This is a genomic window from Burkholderia sp. B21-005, from assembly GCF_020843965.1.
In the GTDB taxonomy this organism is placed as follows: domain Bacteria; phylum Pseudomonadota; class Gammaproteobacteria; order Burkholderiales; family Burkholderiaceae; genus Burkholderia; species Burkholderia ambifaria.
This window is the reverse complement of record NZ_CP086303.1, coordinates 436,778-463,212: the sequence shown is the minus strand read 5'-3', so window position 1 is coordinate 463,212 and position 26,435 is coordinate 436,778. Positions and strand designations below refer to the sequence as shown.

General features: G+C 67.0%; 21 protein-coding genes and 3 pseudogenes. 8 read left to right on the top strand and 16 right to left on the bottom strand.

What is annotated here, in order from left to right; genetic code table 11:
- Positions 1–20: 20 nt before the first annotated feature.
- From LMA02_RS32635 to LMA02_RS32615, 5 genes and pseudogenes are all read right to left on the bottom strand, one after another.
- A complete protein-coding gene (locus LMA02_RS32635; protein ID WP_324251336.1) occupies positions 21–503 on the bottom strand; it encodes a BON domain-containing protein in 483 nt (160 codons plus the stop codon).
- A gap of 587 nt (positions 504–1,090) precedes the next feature.
- Complete coding sequence (locus LMA02_RS32630; RefSeq protein ID WP_228910785.1) at positions 1,091–1,483, bottom strand: DUF305 domain-containing protein; 393 nt, start codon at positions 1,481–1,483, stop codon at positions 1,091–1,093.
- A 167-nt stretch (positions 1,484–1,650) separates the two neighbouring features.
- Positions 1,651–1,836: pseudogene (locus LMA02_RS32625) on the bottom strand (mandelate racemase); the annotation flags it as partial.
- Positions 1,837–2,076: 240 nt separating this feature from the next.
- The gene (locus tag LMA02_RS32620; RefSeq protein ID WP_228910784.1) at positions 2,077–3,855 is read right to left on the bottom strand and encodes a glycoside hydrolase family 15 protein; all 1,779 of its coding nucleotides are present in this window, start codon (positions 3,853–3,855) and stop codon (positions 2,077–2,079) included.
- Between the two features lie 116 nt (positions 3,856–3,971).
- Positions 3,972–4,127 (bottom strand): annotated as a pseudogene (locus LMA02_RS32615) (SDR family NAD(P)-dependent oxidoreductase); the annotation flags it as partial.
- Positions 4,128–4,410: 283 nt separating this feature from the next.
- On the opposite strand from LMA02_RS32615, the gene coxB reads away from it, so the two are divergent.
- The 4 genes from coxB to LMA02_RS32595 are packed head-to-tail and all read left to right on the top strand — an operon-like array spanning position 4,411 to position 10,086.
- Positions 4,411–5,466, top strand: a complete 1,056-nt coding sequence (gene coxB, locus LMA02_RS32610; protein ID WP_228910783.1) for a cytochrome c oxidase subunit II — start codon at positions 4,411–4,413, stop codon at positions 5,464–5,466.
- Between the two features lie 14 nt (positions 5,467–5,480).
- Positions 5,481–8,123 carry a cytochrome c oxidase subunit I gene (ctaD, locus tag LMA02_RS32605; protein ID WP_228910782.1) on the top strand — a complete coding sequence of 881 codons (2,643 nt, stop codon included), beginning with the start codon at positions 5,481–5,483 and terminating at the stop codon, positions 8,121–8,123.
- Positions 8,120–8,521, top strand: a complete 402-nt coding sequence (locus LMA02_RS32600) for a cytochrome C oxidase subunit I (RefSeq protein WP_228910781.1) — start codon at positions 8,120–8,122, stop codon at positions 8,519–8,521. Before ctaD ends, LMA02_RS32600 begins: the two co-directional genes overlap by 4 nt.
- Entirely contained in the window at positions 8,512–10,086 is a 1,575-nt protein-coding gene (locus tag LMA02_RS32595) for a c-type cytochrome (protein ID WP_228910780.1), read from the top strand. The genes LMA02_RS32600 and LMA02_RS32595 overlap by 10 nt, the downstream gene beginning before the upstream one ends.
- 104 nt (positions 10,087–10,190) lie before the next feature.
- On the opposite strand, the gene LMA02_RS32590 is transcribed toward LMA02_RS32595, so the two are convergent.
- The gene (locus LMA02_RS32590) at positions 10,191–10,382 is read right to left on the bottom strand and encodes a hypothetical protein (RefSeq protein WP_228910779.1); all 192 of its coding nucleotides are present in this window, start codon (positions 10,380–10,382) and stop codon (positions 10,191–10,193) included.
- Positions 10,383–10,404: 22 nt separating this feature from the next.
- The gene (locus LMA02_RS32585; protein WP_228910778.1) at positions 10,405–11,871 is read right to left on the bottom strand and encodes an efflux transporter outer membrane subunit; all 1,467 of its coding nucleotides are present in this window, start codon (positions 11,869–11,871) and stop codon (positions 10,405–10,407) included.
- A 77-nt stretch (positions 11,872–11,948) separates the two neighbouring features.
- Here LMA02_RS32585 and LMA02_RS32580 point away from each other — a divergent pair, with 77 nt between their 5' ends.
- The 4 genes and pseudogenes from LMA02_RS32580 to LMA02_RS32565 form a co-directional block, all read left to right on the top strand.
- A complete protein-coding gene (locus LMA02_RS32580) occupies positions 11,949–12,566 on the top strand; it encodes a TetR/AcrR family transcriptional regulator (RefSeq protein WP_228910777.1) in 618 nt (205 codons plus the stop codon).
- Positions 12,567–12,648: 82 nt separating this feature from the next.
- A complete protein-coding gene (locus tag LMA02_RS32575; RefSeq protein ID WP_228910776.1) occupies positions 12,649–13,758 on the top strand; it encodes an efflux RND transporter periplasmic adaptor subunit in 1,110 nt (369 codons plus the stop codon).
- Entirely contained in the window at positions 13,755–16,892 is a 3,138-nt protein-coding gene (locus LMA02_RS32570; RefSeq protein WP_228910775.1) for an efflux RND transporter permease subunit, read from the top strand. Before LMA02_RS32575 ends, LMA02_RS32570 begins: the two co-directional genes overlap by 4 nt.
- 34 nt (positions 16,893–16,926) lie before the next feature.
- Positions 16,927–17,025, top strand: a pseudogene (locus tag LMA02_RS32565) (SDR family NAD(P)-dependent oxidoreductase); the annotation flags it as partial.
- On the opposite strand, the gene LMA02_RS32560 reads toward LMA02_RS32565, so the two are convergent.
- From LMA02_RS32560 to LMA02_RS32520, 9 genes are all read right to left on the bottom strand, one after another.
- Positions 17,025–17,417, bottom strand: a complete 393-nt coding sequence (locus LMA02_RS32560) for a RidA family protein (protein ID WP_228910774.1) — start codon at positions 17,415–17,417, stop codon at positions 17,025–17,027. The pseudogene LMA02_RS32565 and the gene LMA02_RS32560 sit on opposite strands and share 1 nt — an antisense overlap.
- A 116-nt stretch (positions 17,418–17,533) precedes the next feature.
- Positions 17,534–18,310: a benzoate diol dehydrogenase BenD gene (benD, locus tag LMA02_RS32555; RefSeq protein WP_166723857.1), complete on the bottom strand. Its 777-nt coding sequence runs from the start codon at positions 18,308–18,310 to the stop codon at positions 17,534–17,536.
- On the bottom strand, positions 18,307–19,329 hold the full coding sequence (gene benC, locus LMA02_RS32550) for a benzoate 1,2-dioxygenase electron transfer component BenC (RefSeq protein WP_228910773.1): 1,023 nt from the start codon (positions 19,327–19,329) through the stop codon (positions 18,307–18,309). The genes benD and benC overlap by 4 nt, the downstream gene beginning before the upstream one ends.
- Before the next feature lie 38 nt (positions 19,330–19,367).
- Positions 19,368–19,856 carry a benzoate 1,2-dioxygenase small subunit gene (gene benB, locus LMA02_RS32545; RefSeq protein ID WP_105786849.1) on the bottom strand — a complete coding sequence of 163 codons (489 nt, stop codon included), beginning with the start codon at positions 19,854–19,856 and terminating at the stop codon, positions 19,368–19,370.
- A complete protein-coding gene (locus LMA02_RS32540; RefSeq protein ID WP_228910772.1) occupies positions 19,853–21,211 on the bottom strand; it encodes a Rieske 2Fe-2S domain-containing protein in 1,359 nt (452 codons plus the stop codon). The genes benB and LMA02_RS32540 overlap by 4 nt, the downstream gene beginning before the upstream one ends.
- A 116-nt stretch (positions 21,212–21,327) precedes the next feature.
- Positions 21,328–22,272, bottom strand: coding sequence for a catechol 1,2-dioxygenase (gene catA / locus LMA02_RS32535; protein WP_228910771.1), 945 nt, complete (start codon positions 22,270–22,272; stop codon positions 21,328–21,330).
- A 74-nt stretch (positions 22,273–22,346) separates the two neighbouring features.
- Positions 22,347–22,637: a muconolactone Delta-isomerase gene (gene catC / locus LMA02_RS32530; protein WP_105830632.1), complete on the bottom strand. Its 291-nt coding sequence runs from the start codon at positions 22,635–22,637 to the stop codon at positions 22,347–22,349.
- 34 nt (positions 22,638–22,671) lie between these two features.
- The gene (locus tag LMA02_RS32525) at positions 22,672–23,808 is read right to left on the bottom strand and encodes a muconate/chloromuconate family cycloisomerase (protein WP_212119717.1); all 1,137 of its coding nucleotides are present in this window, start codon (positions 23,806–23,808) and stop codon (positions 22,672–22,674) included.
- A 517-nt stretch (positions 23,809–24,325) separates the two neighbouring features.
- On the bottom strand, positions 24,326–25,318 hold the full coding sequence (locus LMA02_RS32520; protein ID WP_228910770.1) for a hypothetical protein: 993 nt from the start codon (positions 25,316–25,318) through the stop codon (positions 24,326–24,328).
- Positions 25,319–26,435: the final 1,117 nt, after the last annotated feature.

Below are 26,435 nucleotides of genomic sequence, written 5' to 3'. Positions count from 1 at the left end.
GCGCGAGGCCGATGCCGCCGTCAGTGCACCGGGCCGCCGGGCGGCGCCTTGTATTCGCTGCGCGCGCCCATCGCGTCCTCGACGGTCTTCACGCCATGCACCGCAGCCACGCCGTCGACGATAGCATGCCGTTCCGCTTCCTCCACCTGCCCGCTCAAGCGCACATGCCCGTGCGCGACGGTCACGTCGACGTCGCGCGTACGCCCGACCAGATGGCCCAGCGCGGCGCGTACGCGTTCGGCGACCACCACGTCGTCCGCGTCACCCGCGAGCCAGTCGGCGCGCAGGCCCGCGATCGCGCCGCGCGCGTGGTCGGCCGCACGCTTCGCCTGCGTATTCGCATAGTCGAGCACACCGTGCCGGCTCGCCGCGGCCTTGTCGCGCACGTAGGCGCGCCGCCGCCGGCCCGACGCCGGATCGAAGAAGTACATCGCCGCCGCGCCGCACGCAACGGCCACCGCAAGATTCAACAACGGATTGTTCGAACGCGTTCTGGAAGTCATGGGAGCACCGTAGTCGAGATACCCGGAACCGCCGGGCTTCGTGGTCACGAGCAGCATGTGCCGTTCCTCGTCCGTACGCCGCTGCCGCGCGTCCGCCTGGGCGGCATCCTGGTCGCCTTGCCCGGCAACCGCGCGATCGAATTGACGAGCGAAATGACAAGCGCTTGAAAATTCCGCGGCCGGCGGCCGGCCGGCACGGACGGATGGTGCGGCGCAGGACGGCCCGCGTGCGCGGCGCGCGACGGGGCGCTAATCGCACCGTGAGGGTTCCGCCCACCGCCCACTCGCCGCCCGATGCGCACGTCCCGGCACTGCGCGGCATGCGCACTGCCGGTCGCGGCCGTTGCCGCGCTGCCGGCGTGGGTGGGAGCAGGTTCTTGGATCCGCGTCGAGGCAACACGTGTCACGGCGATACGTGCGCATCCGAGTCGAGGGCGATAACGTGGCTGACCGTTAGTTGCGATTTGGAGGTGCCGTCTAGATCCGGAAAGCGGAAACGCCGCGCCAATCATCGGTCATGCCTGCGCGATCCGCGCGGACGCTGCAACGTACCCCCCGGTGACACGCAACCGCCCCCTAGCCGGCGCTCACGGCGCCGCGGCGTGCTCCCTCTGCCAGCGCTCCATCAGCGCGATCTCGTCGCGCTGCGCGGCGATGATGCGGCTCGCGAGCTTGCGCAGCGTCGGGTCCTTGCCGTATTTCAGCTCGGCCCGCGCCATGTCGATCGCGCCCTGATGGTGCGGCATCATGTGCGCGACGAAATCGCGATCGGCGTCGCCGGTGTACGGTGCGGTTTCCATCGCTTCCATCATCCTGTGGTCCGCGCGCTTGTACGCTTGAGTCGGTGTTTCGGGCACGGCCATGGGGGTGGGCGGGCGCAACTGGCCCCACGCCGGCAGCGCGGCAATGGCCGCGACCAGCAGCGCGCATGCCGCGCAGTGCCGGGACGTGCGCATCGGGCGGCGAGTGAACAGATCCATGTCGTGACTCCTCGAAGGTTGAACGGCAGACGCACGCCGCGCGGCGGACCGAGCTCGCCTACCGCCATCGTGCGCGCGCATGTGCGTCGCACGCGCGATGGATCGCGCGCATCCTGTGCGCCGATCTTGATCTTGCACGCGCGGATGTGTTCGCCGCGCCAGCCGTCGAGCGGCGCGGCGCTCGCGTCGGTGTACGTATAGCCGAGCCCCGTCACGGGCCCCGCGTCGACCTCGACGACGACGATCGTCGGCGCGCGCCATCCGTAGGTGCCGTCGGCTTCGGGCCGGACGGTCGGCACGCGGTATGCGCGGGCGCGCATGTCGTCGATCGCCGGTGCGTCGGAAAGTGCCATCGCGGCACTCCGGATTGCTTGCCTTGTGCTTGCAACACCAGCATGCAATGCCCGTGCCCGACGCGACCGCGCGGCACGCGCCTTGCGTGAGCGCCGGGCAGCGCCGCGCACGACGATCGCCTGCGCGCGGCGCCAAGGCAGGCAAGAAAGCGTCGTAGCGGATGACGGGCGGCACGGGCACGGCACCGCGCGCTCGCGGTGCCGCCCGTCGCGTCCCGTGCGCGGCAGCGCGTCAGCGCGTCAGCCGATATCGACGTCGTCGCTTCCGTCGCCCTGCAGCGCGAGCGCCACGTTGATCAACCCGACCTGCGCGAGCGTGAACGGGAAATTTCCGCACATGCGCTGCGCCTTCACGTCGTATTCCTCGGCCAGCAGCCCGACGTCGTTGCGCAGGCCCAGCAGCCGCTCGAACAGCGCGCGCGCGTCGTCGTCGCGGCCCTGCATCCGGTAGACCTGCGCGAGCCAGAAACCGGCCGCGACGAACACGCCTTCGTCGCCTTCGCAGCCGTCGTTGAAAGGCTGCGGCCGGTAGCGGAACGGCAGCCCGTCCTCCAGCAATTCCCGTTCGATCGCGGCAACCGTGCCGGCCACGCGGGGATCGGACGCGTCGAGCATGCCCGTCAGCGGAATCAGCAGCAGGCTCACGTCGAGCCCTTCGCCGTCGTAGCGCTCGACGAAGCGGCCGAGTTTCTCGTGGTAACCGCGTGCGAGCACTTCCGCGCGAATCGCATCGGCCCAGCGCCGCCACACGTCGAGCGGCGCGTGATAACCGAACGCGCGCGCCGAGCGGTACGCGCTTTCGACCGCCGCCCAGATCATCACCTTCGACGACGTGAACAGGTGCCGGCCGCTGCGCACTTCCCAGATCCCTTCGTCGGGTTCGCGCCAGACCGTCGCGAGATGCTCGATCAGCCGCCGCTCGAGCATCCACGCGTCGTCGTCGGGCGGCAACCCGTGCCGGCGCGCATGGTAGAGCGCGCCCAGCACCTCGCCGTACACGTCGAGCTGCAGCTGCTCGGCCGCCGCGTTGCCGAAGCGCACCGGTTGCGCACCTTCGTAGCCGGCCAGATGAGCGGCAGTCCATTCCGCCGCGCGCCGGCCGCCGTCGGCCGCATACAGCACCTGCAATTGCGACGGATGGTCGGCGATCGCTCGCACCAGCCAGTCGCGCCAGCGCGCGGCCTCTTCGCGATACCCGCAGCGCACCAGCGCGCGGAGCGTGAAACTCGCGTCGCGCAGCCAGCAGAACCGGTAATCCCAGTTGCGCTGGCCGCCGAAACGCTCGGGCAGCGAACTGGTCGGCGCCGCGACGATGCCGCCGGTGCGCACGCTCGACAGCAGCTTCACCGTGATCAGCGCGCGCTCGACCGCGTCGCGATACGGACCTTCCGCCGTGTTGCAATTCACCCAGCCGCGCCAGAACGACTGCGTGTCGCGCACCGATGCGTAGGCGTCCGGCACGGCCGGCGGCCGGTCGTACGAACGCGCGTAGCTGATCGCGAAATCCACGCGCTCGCCCGCCGTGATGCGCTGCGTGCCGACGAGCCGGTCGTCCTGCACGTCGAGCTGCATCTCGGTATCGAGCCACATCGCATCGCCGCCCGTCATCATCCGCCAGCGCCGGCCGAACGGGCGGCACCACGGCAGCGCGTGGCCGTAGTCGAAGCGCACGCCGAGATCGACGTCGAACTCGACCGTGCCGCGCTCGCCGCGCACGCTGCGGACCAGGCACGGATCGGCCGTATTCCAGCTCATCCAGTCGAGGATCACGATGCAACCCGACGACGTTTCGAAAGTCGTCTCGAGAATCGCGGTGCCGGGCAGATAGCGGCGCGCCGCACGTGCATCCGGCTCGCGCGGCGCAATGCGGAAACGGCCGTTGTCGGGCGTGCCGACGAGCGCGGCGAAGCATGGCGGCGAGTCGAAGTCCGGCCAGCACAGCCAGTCGATGCTGCCGTCGCGCGCGACGAGCGCGGCACTGCGGCCGTCGCCGATCAGCGCGTAGTCCTCGATCAACATCGCGCTCACCGGTCCAGCTTGCGCGCGGCGACGAAACCCGCCGCGAGCACCGCGACGACCGCGGCGAACGCAAGCGCGCGCGACGCGCCGAGCCCCGCCTCGGCGCCGGTGCGGCGCGCTTCGGCGGTGAACGCGCGCACTTCGGATGCAGTGTCGTCCAGCGCGCGCGGATCGCGTGCCAGCAGCGCGACGTTCGCGCCGAGCCGCGCAAAGGCATGGGCGGTCGCGCGGCCGACGCCGGCGCTCGCACCGGTGATCGCGACGGTCTTCACGGTCGATTCCTCCCACTTTTTCAGGGTGGCCGGCACGCCGACGCCTGCCTCGGTGTTGCGTGCCGGAACACGATCTGCGTAGCAAGCGGCATGCCGCGCACCGTGCGGGCCTCGCGTTTCCGGCACGCACGGTGAACGGTCACCAAATTTACAAGCCGGCTGGAACGCGCCGGACTGTGCCGACGCAATCCCCGGACCATGCCCAAACGCGCGGAGCGCGCACGGGAATTGCTCCGCCGCGAACGGTTTGTCGTCATGCCGTCGAATCCGGCAAGGAGTCGCGTTGCTCGTTACGCCGTTCGCCCAAGCGCGCCGTATCGCGTGCATCGCTTCCGTCGCAAGCATCGTCGCGCCGGCGGCCGCGCGTGCGGCCGGTGAATTCGGTGAATCCGCCGGACCCGCCGGCCCCCTGCCGCTCGCGTACGTCGCGCATGCGGCCGGCCCGGCCGCGCGGCCAGTGTTCGTGCTCGGCTGGGCACTGCTCGCGCTGTGCACGTTCGTGTGCATCGCAATCGCGGTGTTGCTGCTGATCGCGATATTTCGCCGCCGCGCGCCGGCAGGCGGTGCCCAGCGCAGCGGGCTGGCGATCGTGACGGTCGGCTCCGCGATCTCGATCGTGCTGCTGTTCGGCGCGCTCGTGTACATGCTGCGCGTACTCGGCGTGGTCGCGGCGCCGCCGCGCCCGCCCGCGCTCACGATCATCGTGACCGCGCACGACTGGTGGTGGGCCGTCCGCTATCCGGACGACGCGGGCGGCGCCGCGTTCGTCACCGCCAACGAGATCCACATCCCGGTGGGCGAGCCCGTCGCGATCGAACTGAAAAGCGCGGACGTGATCCATGCATTCTGGGTCCCGCAGCTGGCCGGTAAAACGCAGACGATTCCCGGCCAGACCAACCACCAATGGCTGCAAGCCGACCGGCCCGGCGTCTATCGCGGACAGTGTTCGCAATACTGCGGCGCGCAGCACGCGCACATGGCGTTCGAGGTCGTGGCCGAGTCACCCGACGCGTTTCGCGCGTGGCTCGCCGCGCAGCGGCAGCCGGCCCCCGCCCCCGCGGCCGGCGCCGAGCAGCGCGGCCGGCACGTGTTCGCCACGCGCTGCGCGGGCTGCCATGCGGTGCGCGGCGCCGATGCGGCGGGCGACGCGGGCCCCGACCTGTCGCATCTCGGGTCGCGCCGGCTGCTCGCGGCCGGCGCGCTCGACAACACGCCCGACAACCTGCGGCGCTGGATCGCGCACGCGCAGCAGATCAAGCCGCAGACGTTGATGCCGTCGTTCGCGCTCGCGCCGCGCGACGCCGACGATCTCACCGCCTATCTCGCGACGCTGCACTGAACGGAGGATGACGAATGGCCGTTGCCCACGAGACGCCCACCGCGCCCACCCCGCTCAACCGCGTGCCCGACCTCGGCGACGCGCCGCCGGGCTCCGCGCACGAACGCGCGCTCGCCGCGCTGTGGGAATCGGAACCCGGCTGGCGCGGCTGGCTCGGCACGGTCGACCACAAGCGCATCGGGCTGCGCTACATCGTCACCGCCTTCGCGTTCCTGCTGCTCGGCGGCGTCGAGGCGCTCGTGATGCGCATCCAGCTCGCGCGGCCGAACGCGACGGTTCTCACGCCCGCGCAGTACGACGCGCTGTTCACGATGCACGGCGTCACGATGATCTTCCTGTACGCGCTACCGGTGCTGTCCGGCTTCGCGAACTACCTGTGGCCGCTGATGCTCGGCTCGCGCGACATGGCGTTCCCGCGGCTCAATGCCTTCTCGTACTGGGCATTCCTGTTCGCCGGGCTGTTCCTGTATGCGAGCTTTCCACTGGGCGCAGTGCCCGACGGCGGCTGGTTCAACTACGTGCCGCTCACGTCGCTCGACTACAGCGCCGGCGCGAACATCGACATCTATGCGCTCGGGATGATCCTGCTCGGCATTTCGACGACCGGCGGCGCGGCGAACTTCGTCGTCACGCTGCTGCGCATGCGCGCGCACGGGATGTCGATCGACCGGCTGCCGATCATCGTATGGGGCACGCTGACCGCATCGATCGCGAACCTCGTCGCGGTGCCGTCGGTGAGCCTCGCGTTCCTGCTGCTGTGGCTCGACCGCAATGCCGGCACGCACTTCTTCGACGTCGCGAACGGCGGCCGGCCGCTGCTGTGGCAGCACCTGTTCTGGATGTTCGCGCATCCGTGGGTCTACGTGGTCGTGCTGCCCGCGATGGGCATCGTGTCGGACGCGCTGCCGACCTTCTGCCGGCGGCCGCTGGTCGCGTACGAGGCCGTCGCGGTGTCGACGGTGGCGACGATGCTGATCGGTTTCGAGGTGTGGGTCCACCACATGTTCGCGACCGGCATCGCGCCGCTCGCGCTCGCGTTCTTCGGCGCGGCGAGCATGCTGATCTCGATCCCGAGCGCGGTCGCGGTGTTCGCGTGGCTCGCGACGATCTGGACCGGCCGCCCGGTGTTCCGCACGCCGTTCCTGTATTTCGCGGGCTTCGTGCTGATGTTCGTGATCGGCGGCGTGTCCGGCGTGATGACGGCCGCGGTGCCGCTCGACTGGCAGTTGACCGACACGTATTTCGTCGTCGCGCACCTGCATTACGTGCTGCTCGGCATCAACGTGTTCCCGGTGCTCGGCGGCGTCACGTACTGGTTCCCGAAGTTCACCGGGCGGATGATGAACGAGCGCTTCGGCCGCCTGACGTTCTGGGTCGTGCTGGTCGGCTTCAACCTCGGCTTCTTCCCGATGCACGTTGCCGGGCTGCTCGGGATGCCGCGCCGCATCTATACCTATCCGCCCGGGATGGGCTGGGACACGTCGAACCTGCTGACCACGATCGGCTCGTTCATCTTCGGCATCGGCATCGTGATGTTCGTCGTCAACGCGCTCGTCAGCGCGCGGCGCGGTGCGCGTGCCGGCGAGAATCCTTGGGGCGCGGCCGGGCTCGAATGGTCGGTCGCGTCGCCGACGCCCGTGTACAACTTCGCGGTGCTGCCGCTCGTCGCGTCGCGGCATCCGCTGTGGGAAACGCGCGCGGATCTGGCGCGCACCAGCATGCGGGTCGGCTACCGGCTCGCCGACGGCCGCGAGGCGCTCGCGGTCACGCCGCTCGCGGCGACGCCGAGCGCGATCCTGAAGATGCCGGAGGACAGCTGTGTGCCGTTCGTGCTGGCGCTGCTCGCCACGGCGGTGTTCGCGGCGATGCTGGCGCGCTCGCCGACGCTCGTCTGCGCGGCCGTCGCCGGTTGCGCGATCGTCACCGCCGTATGGCTGTGGCCGCGCGGCACGCTCGGGCAGCGCGCGCACCTGCCGGCCCGCGACGACACGCAGGCGCCGTCGGCTGGAGCGCATCCGGATGCCCCGCCGTCGGCCACGGTGCCGGCGGGCGCGCCGGCCGCATGCGTCGAACCGCTGCCGGTCGGCAGTTGCGGCGAACGCGCGGGCGGCTGGTGGGGCGTCATCACGCTGATCGTGACCGAGGCCGGACTGTTCGGCTACCTGCTGTTCTGCTACTTCTACCTGCAGTCGCAATCGTCCGCGCCGTGGCCGCCCGAAGGGATGCCGAAGATCGGCCTCGCGGCCGGCAACACGGTCGTGCTGCTGTCCAGCAGCGGGTTCGTGTGGCTCGCCGAGCGCGCGGTGCGGGCCGGCAAGCGGCCGCGCGCGGTGGCCGCGCTCGCCGTCGCGCTGGCGCTCGGCATCGCGTTCGCGCTGGTTCAGCTGCACGAGTGGCACGCTCATCCGTACGGCCCGACCGCGCACCTGTACGGCAGCCTGTACTTCACGATCACCGGCTTACACCTCGCGCACGTGGTGGCCGGGCTCGTGATCCTCGCGCTGCTCGCCGCCTGGACGGCCGCCGGCTTCTTCAGCGGCGAGCGGCGCGTCGCGCTGACGGTCGGCGGGCTCTACTGGCACTTCGTCGACATCGTGTGGCTGTTCATCTTCACCGCGCTGTACGTGTCGCCGTACTGGCTCAGGAGGTCGGGATGAACGACGCGCGCCGCTCGTGGACTCCGTTGCTCGCGATCGCGGCCGGCCTGATCGGCGCGCCCGCGCTGTGGTTCGCGCAGATGCTCGTGTCCGAGACGCTCGCGTCGACCGCGTGCTATCCGCTCGGCGTCGCGCAGGCCGTGCCGCGCTGGGCGCACGTGGGCGCGTGGCTCGCGCTGATCGCCGCGTGCGCATTCGCGCTGGCGGCGGCGTTCGCCACCTGGCTCCTGCGCACATGGCAACGCAGGCACGACGCCAATGTTCAGGCCGCGACGCGCGACGACAGCACGCGATTCCTCGCGCGCAGCGGGATGCTCGCCGCGCTCGGGTTCGTGATCGGTCTCGTGTTCACGGGCATCGTGTCGGCTTTCGTGGGGCCGTGCAGTCCATGGCGCTGATCTCGTTCGCTTCGTTCCTCTTTCCTGGGCGCGCTGTCAGCGCCGTACTCGCCGTGTGCGTCGCGCTCGCCGCATGCGACATGCAGCAGGACGACCATCCGGTGTCCGGCGGCGATACGGCCGACGCCGCGTCGGCGGCGGAAGCACCCGAACCCGCGTCGGGCTGGCGTTTCGTGCGCATTGGTGCGTCGGCGGCCGACGCCGGTGCGTCGATGTCGGCTCGCGTGAAAGAGGATCGCCGGCTTTCCGGGCCGCCTGCCGCGGCGTCGTCGTCGGGGGCGGGCCCATCGGCCGCCGCGCCATTGGATGCGGCATCCGCCAAGGCGGCCCGACGCCCGATGGTCGCCGCTGCTGCCGCGAACACCGACGCCGCGACGATCGCGCGCGGCCGCTACCTCGCGCTTGCCGGCGACTGCGCGGCCTGCCACGACGCGGCCGATCACACGCCCTACGCGGGCGGCCAGCCGGTGAATTCGCCGTTCGGGCCGATCTATGCGCCGAACATCACGCCGGATCCGGCGCACGGAATCGGCCACTACACGCTGCGGCAGTTCGACGACGCGTTGCGGCGCGGTGTGCGCGCGGACGGCAGTTGGCTGTATCCCGCGATGCCCTACCCGTCGTTCGCGCGCATGACCGACGCCGACGTGCGCGCGCTCTATGCGTATTTCATGCGCGGCGTCGCGCCGTCCGCGAACGCGGCAAAGCTCACGCGGCTGCCGTTTCCGTTCAACCAGCGCTGGGCGCTCGGGCTATGGAGCCTCGCATTCGCGAACCGCGACCGGTTCGTGCCGCAACCGTCGCAATCGGTGCAATGGAATCGCGGCGCGTATCTCGTGCAGGGGCTCGGCCACTGCGGCGCGTGCCACACGCCGCGCGGCCCGGCCTACAACGAGCGCGGCTACGACGAGCACAGCCCGGCGTTCCTGACCGGCGGCATCAACGATCACTGGTTCGCGCCGAACCTGACCGGCGCGGACGCGGACGGCCTCGGCCGCTGGACGACCGACGACCTCGCCGCCTTCCTGCGCAGCGGCCATGCGGTGCGCGGCGCGGTGTTCGGCGCGATGGCGCCGGTCGTCGAAGAGAGCACCGCGCTACTCAGCGATGACGATCGTCACGCGATCGCCGTCTACCTGAAATCGTTGCCCGCGCAACCGACTGCCGCGACGAACCCGCTGGGCGTCGGCGTCCCGCGGCTGACGGCCGCCGGGCCGCGGCCGGAAGGTGGTCAGCAGGCGCCGGGAGCCGGCGTGTATGCGGGGTTCTGCGCGCGCTGTCACGGCGCGGACGGCGCCGGCGTGCGCGATCACGGCCCGCCGCTCGCGGGCAATACGGCCGTGCTCGCGGCCGATCCGACGAGCGCGATCCGGATCGTCGTCGAAGGCGCGCGGCCGGCGCCCGGCACGAACGGCCCCGTGCAGCGGATGCCCGCGATGCGCGGCGCGCTGACGAGCAGCGAAATCGCGGCCGTGGTCAGCTATGTGCGCGGCGCGTGGGGGAATCGCGCCGCGCCGGTGTCGGAGCAGGAGGTGACGCGGTTGCGGGCGGCGATTCATCGGTAACGGCGTGCTTGCGGGCCGCTCCCGGCGCGATGCCATCGCGGACCGAACCGATCCGATTCGCCGATCGCGATTCACATCGACGTGCGATTCACGTCATGGGTCCGTCACGCCGCCGTGTTCGCACGTTCGCGCCACTGCTCGATGACGCGCGCTGTCGGATCGCGCCGTTCGTCGCATCGCGCATTCAGGTGTTGCCGGAACGGCGCATTGCGCATCGCGTTCATCGCGTGCAGCCCCGGTGTGCGACGATATCCACGACGCTGGCGCGCCACCCCTTTTCCGGCGATGACGGGCATTGGCCGCATTCCGACGAAGTCGCTACCGCACCGCCACCGCCACCGCTTCCGATTCCTGCGCCTGCCACCCGCCGCCGAGAGCCTTGAACGCAGCGACCGCCGCACGTGCGGATTCGGTTTGCGCCTGCACGCGTTGGTCGGACGCGCGCAGCAGGTTTTCGTCGGCCTGCAGCACTTCGATCAGGCTGACGACGCCTTTCTGGTACGCCGCAAACGACGCGGCTCTCGCTCGACCCAGCGAATCCACGCCGCCGCCAAGAACGGCTGCCTGCTCTTCGCGCTTGACGAGCGCCGAGAACGCGTTTTCGACGTCCTCGGTCGCGTGCAGCGCCGCGAGCCGATACGCGGCCAGCATTTCGGCATCCTGCCCTTTGACCTGCGCGATCTGCGCATTGATCCGGCCGAAGTCGAACAGGCGCCAGCGCAGGCCGAGCACGCCCGCGGCCTGGTTGGCGCCGCCGGTAAACAGGTTGCCCGCGCCCATCGTCGTCGCGCTGCCGATCAACCCGCTCAGCGAGAACTTCGGGTAATACTCGGCGATGGCCACGCCGATGCGCGCGTTCGCCGCCGCCACGCGCCGCTCGGCCACGATCAGGTCGGGCCGCCGCCTGAGCAGTTCACCGGGCGTTCCCGTCGCCGCGATCCGCGGCGCAACCGGCACGTCACCGCCGTCGAGCAATTCCGCCCGATGCGTGCCGGGCTGCGAACCAAGCATCACGTCGAGCGCATTCATCGCCGTGTCGAGCGCCGCTTCGAGCACCGGCACCGTGGCGCGAACCTGCGCGAGCGCGCCTTCGGCCTGCCTGACCTGAAGCTCCGCCGCGAGACCCTTGCCATACAGCAGGTTGAGGGTCGACAGCAGATCCTGCTCGGTCTGCACCTGGTGCCGCGCGACCTTCAGCCGGCCCTGCAACCCCCGAATCGTGATGTAGATGTCCGCGGTTTGCGCGGCGACGGCAAGGCGCGTCGCCACCGCGCCGGCTTCCGACGCCTGGTAGTCGGCGAGCGCCGCTTCGCGGCCGCGGCGCAACCCGCCGAACACGTCCAGTTCCCAGCTCGCGTTGAAGTCGGCCTCGTAGTCGCTGCCGTGACGGTCGAAACCCGGCGCCGAATTCAGCACACGCCCCAACGGCGTTTCGACCGACTGATAGACGCGCGCCGCCTGACCACTCACCTCGCCCGAAGGCAGCAGCGCCGCATTCGCTGCACTCAGCCCCGCGCGCGCCTGCGCGACGCGTGCCGCGGCCTGCGCGAGATCGAGGTTTTGCGCCAGGGCCAGCGTGACGTAGCGCGTCAGTTGCGGATCGCCGAAACCCGTCCACCACGTCGCGAGGTCGGCATCGGCGGCCGCGTGCCGCTGGTCCACGGCGGCCTGGCCCAGGAACCGCTGCGGCATCGCGACGTCCGGGCGCACGTAGTCGGGACCGACGGCGCAACCCGCCAACAGGACGGCAACAAGAACCGCAGCAACGACGGGTTTGGGTAGCATGACGGTTTTTCGCAAGAAATCGATAGTGACTATAATACCAAATAGTCACTCGTTGTCCATCCTGTCGGCTGCAGCCCATGAAAAAACCCGCTTCTTCCCCAGCCCCCGCGCGGGGGCCGGCCGACCACGACGTCCGGGACCAGATCGTCGTTGCCGCCACCGAGCACTTCAGCCGGTACGGCTATGAGAAAACGACCGTCTCCGATCTCGCGAAGTCGATCGGCTTCTCGAAGGCCTATATCTACAAGTTCTTCGAATCGAAACAGGCGATCGGCGAAATGATCTGCGCGAACTGCCTGCACGAGATCGAAACCGAGGTGCGCACGGCCGTCGCCGAGGCCGAACTGCCCACCGAAAAGCTGCGGCGCATGTTCAAGGTCTTTACCGAAGCGAGCCTGCGGCTGTTCTTCCGCGACCGCAAGCTCTACGACATCGCCGCATCGGCCGCCACCGGGAACTGGCAGTCGGTGCAGGACTACGAAGCGCGCGTGCAGAAACTGCTGCAGGACGTGCTGCAGGCAGGCCGCCAAAACGGCGAGTTCGAGCGCAAGACGCCGCTGGACGAAACCGCGATGGCGATCTACCTGGTGATGCGCCCGTACCTGAATCCGCTGCTGCTGCAATACAACCTCGACACGACCGACGCCGCGCCCGCCCAGTTGTCCAGCCTCGTTCTGCGCAGCCTGGCCCCATGATGCGTCACCGTTTGTGACCATTGACTATTTTAGTCACTAGATCCACAATGAAAGCCCCGAACACTTCGTCACTGGGTCTTTCATGGTCAGGCGTCGCCTCGCTCTCTTCGCAGCCGCTTCCGCCCTGCCGCTCGCGCTAGCCGCGTGCACCGGAAAAGCGCCTTCCGATCCGCGCACGGAAGCGCCGCTCGTGCGCACCGCCGTCGTGCAGGCGGCCGTTCCCGCGTCCCGCGCGTTTACCGGCACCGTCGCCGCCCGCGTGCAGAGCGACCTCGGGTTCCGGGTGTCCGGCAAGGTGCAGGAGCGGCTCGTCGACGCCGGTCAAACCGTCCGGCGCGGCCAGCCGCTCATGCGGCTCGACCCCGTCGACCTGAAGCTCGCGGCACGCGCACGCGATGAGGCCGTGGCCGCCGCGCGGGCACGCGCGCGGCAGACCGCCGAAGACGAAGCCCGCTACCGCGACCTGCGCGGCACCGGAGCGATATCGGCATCGGCCTATGACCAGATCAAGGCGGCGGCCGATGCCGCCAAGGCGCAACTGAGTGCCGCCGAGGCCGACGCGAACGTGTCGCGCAATGCGACAGGCTATGCGGAACTCGTCGCGGACGGCGACGGCGTCGTGATGGAAACCCTCGCCGAGCCCGGTCAGGTGGTCAGCGCGGGCCAGCCGGTGGTACGGCTCGCGCACGCCGGCAGCCGCGAGGCCGTGATCCAGTTGCCTGAAACCCTGCGCCCGGCGATCGGATCGAGCGCGCAGGCCGAGCTGTTCGGCAAGCAGGACGTGAGCGTCCCCGCGACGCTGCGCCAGCTCTCCGATACCGCGGATACCAGAACGCGCACGTTCGAAGCGCGCTATGTGCTGCAGGGTGCATTGGCCGGCGCCCCGCTGGGTGCGACCGTAACGATCCGGATCGCGGACGGCGCGCAACAAACCGGCCTGCAGGTGCCGATCGGCGCACTGCTGGACGCAGGCAAGGGGCCCGGCGTGTGGGTCGTCGCCGGCGATCCGGCCAAGGTGGCGTGGCGGCCGATCAAGCTCGAGCATCTGGACGACGACAACGCCCGCGTGTCCGGCACGCTGAAGCAAGGCGAGCGCGTCGTCGCACTCGGCGCCCACTTGCTGCGCGAAGGCGAAACGGTCCGCGTGTCGCCGCAGGCCGTCGCGCTCGCAAGCGAAGGAGCACGACCGTGAGCGAGCGCCGATTCAACCTGTCGGCGCTCGCGGTGCGCGAGCGCGCGGTCACGCTGTTCCTGATCTGCCTGATTTCGCTCGCCGGGCTCGTGTCGTTCTTCAAGCTGGGCCGCGCGGAAGACCCGGCCTTCACGGTCAAGGTGATGACCATCGTCACCGCATGGCCCGGCGCGACCGCGCAGGAAATGCACGACCAGGTCGCCGAAAAGATCGAAAAGCGCATGCAGGAGCTGCGCTGGTACGACCGCACCGAAACCTATACGCGCCCCGGCCTGGCCTTCACGACGCTAACGTTGCTCGACAGCACGCCACCGTACGAGGTGCAGGAGCAGTTTTATCAGGCGCGCAAGAAGATCGGCGACGTGGCGAACGATCTTCCGTCGGGCGTGATCGGCCCGATGGTCAACGACGAATATGCGGACGTCACGTTCGCCCTCTTCGCGCTGAAGGCCAAGGGCGAGCCGCAGCGCCTGCTGGTGCGCGATGGGGAGACGCTGCGCCAGCGGCTGCTGCATGTGCCTGGTGTGAAGAAAGTCGACATCATCGGCGAGCAGGCGGAGCGCATCTATATCCAGCTGTCGCACGACCGGCTCGCGACGCTCGGCGTGAGCCCGCAGGACGTGTTCGCCGCGCTCAACGGCCAGAACGCGCTGACGCCGGCCGGCTCCGTGGAAACGCGCGGCCCGGAGATCTTCATTCGCGTGGACGGCGCGTTCGACAAGCTGCAGAAGATTCGCGACACGCCGATCGTCGCGCAGGGTCGCACGCTGAAACTGTCGGACATCGCCACCGTCGAGCGCGGTTACGAAGACCCGTCGACATTCCTGATCCGCAACAACGGCGAACCCGCGCTGCTGCTGGGCATCGTGATGCGCGACGGCTGGAACGGGCTCGACCTCGGCCGTGCGCTCGACCACGAGGTCGGCGCGATCAATAGCGGGCTGCCGCTCGGCATGAGCCTGACCAAGGTGACCGACCAGTCCGTGAACATCAGCTCCGCCGTCGACGAGTTCATGGTGAAGTTCTTCGCCGCGCTGCTCGTGGTGATGCTGGTGAGCTTCGTCAGCATGGGCTGGCGCGTGGGCCTCGTCGTCGCCGCGGCCGTGCCGCTGACGCTCGCCGTGGTGTTCGTCGTGATGGCCGCGACTGGCAAGAACTTCGACCGCATCACGCTCGGCTCGCTGATCCTCGCGCTCGGCCTGCTGGTCGACGACGCGATCATCGCGATCGAGATGATGGTCGTGAAGATGGAGGAAGGCTACGACCGCGTGGCCGCGTCGGCCTACGCGTGGAGCCATACGGCCGCGCCGATGCTGGCCGGCACGCTGGTGACGGCGGTCGGCTTCATGCCGAACGGCTTCGCGCGCTCCACCGCGGGCGAATACACCAGCAACATGTTCTGGATCGTCGGGATCGCGCTGATCGCGTCGTGGGTCATCGCGGTGGCCTTCACGCCGTACCTCGGCGTGAAGATGCTGCCGAACTTCAAGAAGTTCGAAGGCGGTCACGATGCGATCTACGACACGCCCCGCTACAACCACTTCCGCCAGCTGCTGACGCGCGTGATCGCCCGCAAATGGCTGGTCGCCGGTTCGGTCGTCGGCCTGTTCGTGCTCGCGATTCTCGGCATGGCGATCGTCAAGAAGCAGTTTTTCCCCATCTCCGATCGCCCCGAGGTGCTGATCGAGGTGCAGATGCCGTACGGCACGTCGATTTCGCAAACCAGCACCACCACGTCGAAGGTCGAGGCATGGCTCGCCGGACAGAAGGAGGCGCGGATCGTCACCGCGTACGTCGGCCAGGGTGCGCCGCGTTTCTATCTGGCGATGGGGCCGGAGCTGCCCGATCCGTCGTTCGCGAAGATCGTGGTGCGCACGGACAGCCAGGAGGAACGTGAGGCATTGAAGGCGCGACTGCGAAAAGTCATCGCCGACGGCCTCGCGCCCGAAGCGCGCGTGCGCGTCACGCAACTCGTGTTCGGTCCGTATTCGCCGTTCCCGGTGGCCTACCGGATCACGGGCCCCGATCCGGACACGCTGCGCGGCATCGCGACCGACGTGCAGCGCGTGATGACCGGCAGCCCGATGATGCGCACGGTCAATGCCGACTGGGGCACGCGCGCGCCGACGATGCATTTCACGTTGCAGCAGGATCGCCTGCAGGCGGTCGGCTTGACGTCGGGCGCGGTCGCGCAGCAGCTGCAGTTCCTGCTCACGGGGGTGCCCGTCACGGCGGTGCGCGAGGATATCCGAACCGTGCAGGTAATCGCTCGTTCGGGCGGCGATACGCGGCTCGATCCGGCGCGGCTCGACGACTTCACGCTCGTCGGCGCGAACGGCCAGCACATTCCGCTGTCGCAGGTCGGCAAGGTCGACGTACGAATGGAGGAGCCGATCATGCGCTGGCGCGATCGCGTGCCGACCGTCACCGTGCGCGGCGACATCGCCGATGGTTTGCAGCCGCCTGACGTATCGGCCGCGATCACGAAGGCGCTGCAACCGATCGTCGACAAGCTGCCGAGCGGTTATCGAATCGAGCAGGCCGGCTCCATCGAGGAGTCGGGCAAGGCGACGACGGCGATGCTGCCGCTGTTCCCGATCATGCTGGCGATCACACTCGTCATCATCATCTTCCAGGTGCGCTCGATCTCCGCGATGGTGATGGTGTTCCTGACGAGCCCGCTCGGGTTGATCGGCGTGGTGCCGACGCTGATCCTGTTCGGGCAGCCGTTCGGCATCAACGCGCTGGTCGGGCTCATTGCGCTGTCGGGGATCCTGATGCGCAACACGCTGATCCTGATCGGGCAGATCCATCAGAACGAACTCGCGGGGCTGGATCCGTTCCATGCAGTCGTCGAAGCCACCGTGCAGCGGGCCCGCCCGGTCATCCTGACTGCGATGGCGGCCGTGCTCGCGTTCATTCCGCTTACCCATTCGGTGTTCTGGGGAACGCTCGCGTACACGCTGATCGGCGGCACGTTCGCCGGCACGATCCTCACGCTGGTGTTCCTGCCCGCGATGTATGCGATCTGGTATCGAATCCGGCCCGGTCATGCCGCCGGTTCGCGCCGTGGCGGATACGAGGCGTCGCCTCCCGAACCGACGCTTGCACCCGCGCTCGACGTGCGCGATTGATACCCACCCCGTTCACGTATCGAGAGAAACAACCATGTCGAACCCCACCGTTGTCGTCGTGACCGGCGTGTCGTCGGGCATCGGGCGCGCCGCCGCAGAGAAGTTCGCGAAACGCGGGTGCCGCGTGTTCGGTTACAGCACCGCCACCGCCTTGATCTCGACGATATAGCCTGGCGAACCGCCCAGCATGTGCGCGCCGACAGCCGTCCACGCCGGCCGCGGATGGGCATGGAAATAGCGGTCGCGCACCTGCATGAACAGCGGCAGGTCGCGCATGTCGGTATGGAAGGTCGTCAGGTCGACCACGTCGTCGAGCGAAGCGCCGCCCGCCTCCAGCACGCGCTTCAGGTTCTCGAACGCCTGCACGATCTGCCCTTCGCGGTCTTCCACCAGTTGCATCGCGGCGTCACGGCCGATCTGGCCGGACACGTAGACGGTATCGCCGACCTTGATCGCCGGTGCATAGCCGATTTTTTCGTACACGGCTTCCATTCCGGCCGGAATGATCGCTTCGCGTTCGCGCATGAGTGTCTCCGTGGCCGGGCTCGCGGCGCCGGCCGATTATGTGAGTGTCGGATAGCGTGCCCGCGCGGCTGCGGTACGTGCACGCATGAAGCATCGGTTCGGCAAGCGGCCGTTGCTCAACCCGTATCGCCGCCCGCGACCGGCAGCACCGTGCCGGTGATGTAACTCGCCTCGTCAGACGCGAGGAACAGGATCGGCGCGATCTGTTCGTCGAGGCTGCCGTAGCGCTTGAAGAACGTCGAGTCGGTCACCTGCCGCACCGCTTCGGCCATCCACGCCTGTTCCTGCTCGCTGTCGCCGGCCGCATTGCGCGGCACGCGGCGCGGCGGCGCCGCGGTGCCGCCGGGCGCGGTCGCGACCACGCGGATGCCGTGCTCCGCGTATTCCATCGCGAGCGCCGCCGTCAGCGCATTGACGCCGCCCTTCGCGGCCGAGTACGGCACGCGGCGAATTCCGCGCGTCGCGTTCGACGACACGTTGACGATCGTGCCGCCGCCCCCGGCCAGCAGATGCGGCAGCACCGCGTGGCAGCTGTAGAGCGTCGGCATCAGCGAGCGGCGGATTTCCGCGTCGATCTGCGCGGGCTCGAACTCGGCGAACGGCCGCATCCGGATCGCGCCGCCGACGCCGTTGATCAGCACGTCGATCCGGCCGAACGTCGCGACCGCGCACGCCATCGCCGCGTGCGCGCCGTCGTAGGTCTCGAGATCGGCGACGAAGCCGGCCGTGTTGCCACCCGGCGCTTCGGCGGCCACCTCGGCCACGAATTCCGCGCGATCGACGAACAGCACGCGGCCGCCCTCGGCCGCCGCGCGCAGCGCGACGCCGCGGCCGATGCCCTGCGCCGCGCCGGTGACGACCACGACCTTTCCGGAGAATCGTTGCATGGTCATGCCGCCTTTGCCGTCACGTTCGGGGTGAACTTCTCGTAGTGGAAGCTGTTGGGCTTCACGCCCTGGTCGTCGAAGTACTGGCGAACCGCATCGACCATCGGCGGCGGCCCGCACAGGTAGACGTCCACGTCGCCGTCGTTCAGCGCATCGGCCGGAATGTGCTGCGTGACCCAGCCCTTGCGCGCATGGCTCGACGCCGCATCGGCGACGACGGTCGCGAAGCTGAAGTTCGGCAGCTTCGCCGCATACGCTTCGATCGCGTCGACCAGCACCAGGTCGAGATCGCGCGTCACGCCGTAGATCAGGTGCACCTTCTGCTGCGAGCCGCTGCGCGCGAGCGCCTCCAGCATCGACAGGAACGGCGCGAGGCCCGTGCCGCCCGCGAGGAACAGCAGCGGCCGCGCGACGTCACGCAGGTAGAAGCTGCCGAGCGGCCCGTTCAGCTCGAGCGTGTCGCCGGGCGCCGCCGATTCGAGCCACGTGCTCATCACGCCGCCGGGAATCTTCTTGATCAGGAATCCGACCTTCGTGTCGCCCGGCGCGGACGAGAACGAGTACGACCGGTGCTGGCCGCTGCCCGGCACGCCGATGTTCACGTACTGGCCCGGCAGGAACACCGGCGCGGCCGCATCGACGTCGAGCTCGAGCACGATCGCCGCGTCGTTGTGCGGCTCGACCCGGGTCACGGTCGCGGCAAACACGCTGTGGCCGGTCTTGCACGCGACCGACGAGGTCGGCACCGCGATCACGCAATCGCTTTGCGGCACCATCTGGCAGGTCAGCACGAGGCCGCCGTCCTTCTCGTCCTCGGTGAGCGCGTCGTCGATGTAGTCGTCGCCGAGGTCGTAGCTGCCGCTTTCCGCGCGGCACTTGCAGGTGCCGCACACGCCGTCGGAGCAGTCCATCGGCAGGTTGATCTTCGCGCGAAACGCGGCGTCGAGCACCTTCTCGCCGGCCTTGCAGTCGATGAAGCGGGTGACCCCGTCCTCGAAGTTCAGTGCAATCTTGTAGGTGGACATGACCTCGTCTCCCTCGGTTACTGTCGAAACAATCGGCGTCAGACGTGATACACGTCGAGCACCTGCCGGATATAGTCGTTCTTCAGCACGATCTTCTTGTTCGAGATCAGCAGCGCGTCGTTCACCTTGCGCAGCGTGACGAACATCGTGCCGAAGTAGTGATCGGTCACGCGGTAGCGATGGTTGAGCGTGTCGAAGTTGTAGCGCACGTCCACCTCGCCGTCGCGCTCGGCCAGCACCTCGACGTTCGTCACGTTGTGGCTGGTGCGCGGCTCGGGCGTCGACGCGCCGCTGCGCTCGGTCTTGATCCGGAATACGCGATCCTCGAGGCCGCCGCGATCCGCGTAGTACATCAGCGAGATCTCGCTTTGCGGATCGTCGGTCGGCCGGTCGTCGTCGTCCCACGCGGGCATCCAGTACGTGACGTCCTCCGTGTAGCAGGTCAGCCACTCGTCCCACTCGCGATCGTCGAGCAGGCGCGCTTCGCGATACAGCGCCGCGCAAATGGTCCGGTAATCGATGTTCATGCCGCCACCTCCCCGCGTTCCTTCTTCAGCGCATCGCGCATCACGTGCACCCAGTGTTCGTGCTGGCACACGAACAGCCCTTCGTCCTCGCTGCGCTCGCCCGAAATGCGCGGGTTCAGCCCCATCTTTTTCGCGTTCTCGTCCGGCCCGTGGACCCACAGCGGCGCGCCGCGCGACAGGTCGTTCCACATCGCCGTGATGCCCGCGTAGCCGGCCTGGCATGCGCGGAATTCCTCGAGATCGTCGGCCGTGCCCATCCCGGTCACGTTGAAGAAATCCTCGTACTGGCGAATCCGCGTCGTGCGGTCGGCTTCGCTCTCGCCCTTCGGCGCGAAGCAGAAGATGCTGACTTCGGTCTTGTCGACGCCGAGCGGACGCACCACGCGGATCTGCGTGCTGAACTGGTCCATCAGGAACACGTTCGGGTACACGCACAGGTTGCGCGTCTGGTTCACGATGAAGTCGGCCTGCACTGCGCCCACGCGCGCCTCGATCTCGTCGCGGTGCTGGTACACGGGCCGCACTTCCGGGTTCATCGTCTTGGTCCACAGCAGGATGTGGCCGTTGTCGAAGCCGTACACGCCCGCGACCGACTTGCTCCAGCTGTTCGCATCGACGGCCTTGGTGCCGTCTTCCTTGCGGCGGCCCATCGTCGCCGCGTAGTTCCAGTGCACGGTGCTCACGTGATAGCCGTCGCAGCCGTTCTCCATCTGCATCTTCCAGTTGCCTTCGTAGATGTAGGAGGAGTTGCCGCGCAGCACTTCGAGCCCGTTCGGCGCCTGGTCGACGATCTGGTCGATGATCACGCGCGCCTCGCCGAGGTAGTCCTCGAGCGGCAGCACGTCGTCGCTGAGGCTGCCGAACAGGAAGCCGCGATAGCTCTGGAAGCGCGCGACCTTCTTCAGGTCGTGCGAGCCGTGCGTGTTGAACTGCACCGGATACTCGGTCGTCTTCTCGTCCTTCACCTTCAGCAGCTTGCCGGTGTTCGAGAAGGTCCAGCCGTGGAACGGGCACGTGAAGCTGCCCTTGTTGCCGTGCTTGCGGCGGCACAGCATCGCGCCCTTGTGCGCGCAGGCATTGATCACCGCGTGCAGCTCGCCGGCCTTGTCGCGCGTGATGACGACCGGCTGGCGGCCGATCCACGTCGTGTAGTAATCGTTGTTGTTCGGGATCTGGCTCTCGTGCGCCAGATACACCCAGTTGCGCTCGAAGATATGCTTCATCTCGAGCTCGTACAGCGCCTCGTTCGTGAAGATGTCGCGGCGGCAGCGGAACACGCCGGCTTCCTTGTCGTCCTGCACGGCGGTGGCGAGCAGGTGGTCCAGTTCGGTGGTGGGGTCGATCGTGGCGGACATGTTGGTTCCTCCTGTGCGCGTGCCGGGTCCTGCAAGCACGCTCGCATCGGTATCGATTGAATCTCGCGGGAGCCCGGCCGGCGGCGGCGCAAGCGCGCCGCCGGGCCGTCGGGCGGTTATGCCGTGGCGGAAGCGCGCAGGCGTTCGACGATCTGGTTGTCCTTGCCCTCGACGCGCGGCGTCAGGACGAAGTTGAACTCGATGTCCTGGTACGCGTCGGCCTTCAGCCCGAGCGCGGCGCCGCCGGCCTTGGTCGTGACGGGCGGAATCAGCTCCTCGCGCGTCGCATACGCGAAGTCATCCCAGATCAGCGGATCGCCGTCGATGTTGAACTGCGTCGTCAGCTTACGGTGGCCGTCGCTGGTCACGAAGAAGTGCACGTGCGCCGGGCGGTTGCCGTGACGGCCGAGGCGATCCAGCAGTTGCTGCGTCGCGCCCTGCGGCGGGCAGCCGTAGCCGACCGGCATCAGCGTGCGGAATTCGTACTTGCCGTCCGCGCCCGTCTTCACCGCGCCGCGCAGGTTGAAATCGCTCTGCTTGCCGGTCGGGTCGAAGTGCGAATAGAAGCCGTGCGAGTTCGCGTGCCAGCACTCGACCAGCGCGCCGGCCACCGGCTTGCCGTCGAGCCCCGTGACCGTGCCGTGGATCACGAGCGGGCCCGCGCCTTCGTCCGCGTCGAGGTCGATCTTCGCGACGCCGTCGCGCACCGGTGCGCCGGCGACGTACAGCGGGCCTTCGATCGTGCGCGGCGTGCCGCCGTCCAGGCCGATCGCCTCGTCCTCGGCGTCCATCCGGATGTCGAGATACTTCTCGAGGCCGAGGCCGGCCGCGAGCAGCGCCGCTTCGCCGTCCTGGCCGAGCTTGTTCAGGTAGTTCACGCCGGCCCACACTTCGTCGGGCGTGATGTCGAGATCGTCGATCGCCTTGAACAGGTCGCCGAGCAGCCGCTGGACGATCTGCTGCGTGCGCGCGTTGCCGGCGTTCGGGCCGTTCACGCCCGCGTTCGACGCGGCCTTCAGCAGATCCTGCACTTCCTTCGTATCGAAAACTTTGACGCTCATGATGGTGTCTCCACGTGTATTTGGGGGAATCGCGACCCGGGGTGCTCGCTGTCGAGAACGAGCGGCTCCGTGGCTCAAACGTCGTCGTCGTGTATCGACGACGGGTGGCGACACAACGGCGTCACCGAAATCTTCATGTACGGGAACAGCGGCAGGCCGGTCAGGATGTCGTGCAGCTCGGCGTTGCCCGACACGTCGAACACGCTGTAGTTCGCGTATTCGCCGGCGATGCGCCAGATGTGGCGCCACTTGCCGCTGCGCTGCAACTCGTGCGAGTACGCCTTCTCGCGGGCCTTGATCTCGTCGGCGACCCCGGCCGGCAGGTCTGCCGGCAGGTTGACGTCCATGCGTACGTGGAAAAGCATCGTGATGTCCTGATACGTAATCGGTTAGCGCGGGTTAGCGGGAGACTTTCGTCAGCCCGTCGCGGGTGAAGCGCGCGACCTTCGCTTCGTCGAGTTCGATGCCGAGGCCCGGGCCGCTCGGCACGGTCAATTCGAAATCGCTGTAGTCGAGCGGGGTCGTGAGAATTTCTTCGGTGATCAGTAGCGGTCCGAACAGTTCGGTGCCCCACTGCAGGTTCGCGAAGCTCGCGAACAGATGCGCGGACGCGACCGTGCTGAACGCGCCTTCGAGCATCGTGCCGCCATACAGCTCGATGCCGGCCGCATCCGCGATCGCCGCGACGCGCTGCGCGGCAAAGAGGCCGCCGCTCTGCTCGATCTTGATCGCGAACACGTCCGCGCCGTGATGCTTCGCGATCTCGAACGCGCTGTCCGGGCCCTGCAGGATTTCATCGGCCATCAGCGCGACCGGGAAGCGGCGCATCAGCCGCGCGAGCGCCGCGGCCGACGCCACCGGCTGCTCGACCAGTTCGCAACCGGCATCGGCCAGCGCCGGAATCGCGCGCGCCGCCTGCGTTTCGCTCCAGGCCATGTTCACGTCGACGCGCACCGATGCGCGCTCGCCGAGCGCCCGCTTGATCTCGGCCACGTGCCGGATGTCATCGGCGAGCGCCTTCGCGCCGATCTTCAGTTTGAACACGTTGTGGCGGCGCAGGTCCAGCATCCGCTCGGCCTCGGCGATATCGGTCGCCGTGTTGCCCGATGCGAGTGTCCAGGCGACCGGCAAGCGATCACGCCGGCGACCGCCGAGCAGTTCGCTGACCGGTACGCCTAGACGCTTGCCGTGCGCGTCGAGCAGCGCGGTTTCGAGCGCGCTCTTCGCGAAGTGATTGACCTTCGCTAACTTGCCGAGGAACGCCATCAGCGTCTGGATGCGCGTCGCATCCCGGCCGATGATCGCCGGCGCGAGGTATGCGTCGATCGCGAGCTTCATCGCTTCCGGGCTTTCCGGGCCGTAGGCCATCCCGGCGATCGTCGTGCCTTCGCCGAGGCCCGTCACACCGTCGCTGCAGAGCACCTTCACCAGCATCAGCGTCTGGCCGTGCATGGTGGCGACCGACAGCTTGTGCGGACGGATCGTCGGCAGGTCGACGAGGCGGGTTTCAATGCGTTCGATGGTGATCGGGGACATGGGGTGCGCTGCGTGTGGGGAGTTCATGGAACGGATTTATACGCGGCGGCGAAATGGAGCGTCCAATACTTTTGGGCGTGGTTTTTGATACCTTCCGGGTATTGAAATTAGGTTTGAGACGCGAAATATTGCGCTGCGCCATACCTTTTTTGCTGGGTACGTGGGCTGGGAGGCTTACTGGAGCTTGGTCGGGCGGGGGCCGGGTGTCGCTGGGGCGGAGGTGCGATGCGGATACTTTCGGCAGGGGAAAACCGGCTGAAACGGGTGGCCTGCCTGAGTCGATCAGGGTTTTCCTGAGGGCGAAACGGTGGGGTTGGCCGGCGGGCTTCGGCTTCGGTGTGGGTTTCTGCGAATGACGGGAGGGGATATCGACGCTCGTTGGTGATGGTCCTTCTGTCAGACGCTGATGGTAGCTAGGGGCCAGAAGCACCCGGTCCCCTTTGCTCGTGACGCGCTGGTCGATCGGCGGTTACGCACGCGCAATAGCATCAAATCGGCCGCCATGAGAAATGCGCTGCTATGAGGCACGGTAGCCCGGCTGAGGATCCATGTCGCTTGAGCCTCCATCGCCTAGCAATGCCCATCGATCAGTGACAGGATCATCATTATTGAACGCTTCAGGAATGTAACCTGCATCAAGCGCCTTCTCAAATCGCCGAAGCCAATCGAGTACCGCTTGACCCGCTTCACCTTCACACAAAGCCAGCGCGTCGCGAGGCGCTCGCGCGACAATTAATTCAGCGAGCGTCTGCGCGGTCATGGTCGACGACATAACGATATCCGGTTCACCAGGAAGAACTGTTCCTTCACTGCCGGCGGTGTATCGATAGATCTCGTCATTGAATTTTCCTGGCGGATGAAACGCACAGCGCCAGTGCATTCCAGACGGCGCCACATACGGCAGGATCATCAGTCGACCGTATCCATTTCGAATTAACCAGATGCCAGCACGCAAAACGGTTTGCGCGACGAGTCTCGCATCCATGTGATCGTCATTGATTTGTTGATAATTCTCGAGAAATTCAGGAAGATAATTGGCGATTTCCTCATGCGAAATATATCGATCAAACGCTTCGGCATCGACGCGATGTTGATCAAAGAAAACTTGAGGCGCAATCAGGACCGTCTCAAAGTCTACATACATCCCGTACTTCGGATTATTGAGCCAATGCGCTGCTCGTGACTGGTATCGTTCTGGCTGATCCGGCATAAATGAACCATTTTTGAGCTTATTCTCGATATGCAAAGCAAACGGCCCGCCATTCGGGCGCGAGAACACGACCAACACGTCGGTTTCGCTCTGTACATATTTGACGACCGGCTTGCCACTCGCCAGATCAATAGTTACATGTGGATGAGTACCCCAAGGGTTGTCGCTGCGCGACCATTGGTACACGCCCCCGTCATTGGCGAATTTTGTCCGAGAGAGAAACCAGTTGGTAAACGCCCGGTTCGATTGGAACGCCTGCTCGATGCAACTGTCGAGTTGCTCCTCTTTGCTTTTGACCATATACCCCCCGATTTATTCGTTCAATCCACGGGCGCTCCGGACCTTTTGCTACGCGCGACAGTAATGTGTTCGCAGGTCAATTCAATCCGTTTCTGGCGCATCACGCCTCATTTGACGGGGCAAGATTCTAGCTAGCCTCGATGCTGTTTATATTCACCTATCAGAAACAATTTTATACACGATTGTTTGATTGTCGGCCTGCAACACGTCGATTGAGAAATTTTGAAACCGAATTCTCGATGATGAGCTGAGGTCATATTTGACGCTTTGGTAGAACGCTGGCGCGGCATACCCTCCGCGGAACTCTCTGTAAGATACGTCGATGGTATTTCCAGATCGCCCTCCGTAGACGAGTTCTTGACGTACGTAATCTTGTGAATATTCTTTGGATTCCCGCCATCCATCGGGTGAATTCAATATCCCAACCCAATGCCTAACGGTAGAGATCGAGCCGTTCTGATTCACAAGAAACGACTGTCCGATTGTGGCAGTTTGTTGCACCCCTACCGCGTATGACCTATAGGATTTCGATTCAATAACCGTCGATGCGCAACCTGAAAAACCCGCAGCGCACGTTGCCAATAACACAGCGCGCACGATAATCATGGTTTTTTTCACTATATCCCCCAATGAGTGCTAGAGAAAGTCACGAATAATTTCACCTAGATTTTCGACGTATGCCGGATAAGCTCTACTCGCTCGGCCGATTTACAGGTAGGAAGGCAAGCAAGTTGCAGGCCACTTCGCCCCATTCGGCGTACGCCAAGTGACATGAATGCCGTCGCTTGTTCGCCTCTGATGAAAGAGCAGGAAAGGTTTCACTATCGAATCATGTTCGACCGACAGAGAACGTTTGCAGGAATGGCTCTGCAGCGGTCAAAGAGTCACCGAGTTCGATGGCGCGGACACGGGGAGAAGTGCGGATCGTTTTTTTACATCTGCACAAAGTGTTGCAAATGTGATTCGTTTCCTGCTGCTTGCGTGGCTTCGGGCGTAATGACGTAGAGCTGACAACTAATATCGGAGGCATTCGTTGGCGGTTGGATGTGACACGTGGAAGTTCTCGATGAAGCAATACTGGCCCAAGTGGCCGCTTCCGGACACGACCCAGGTACCG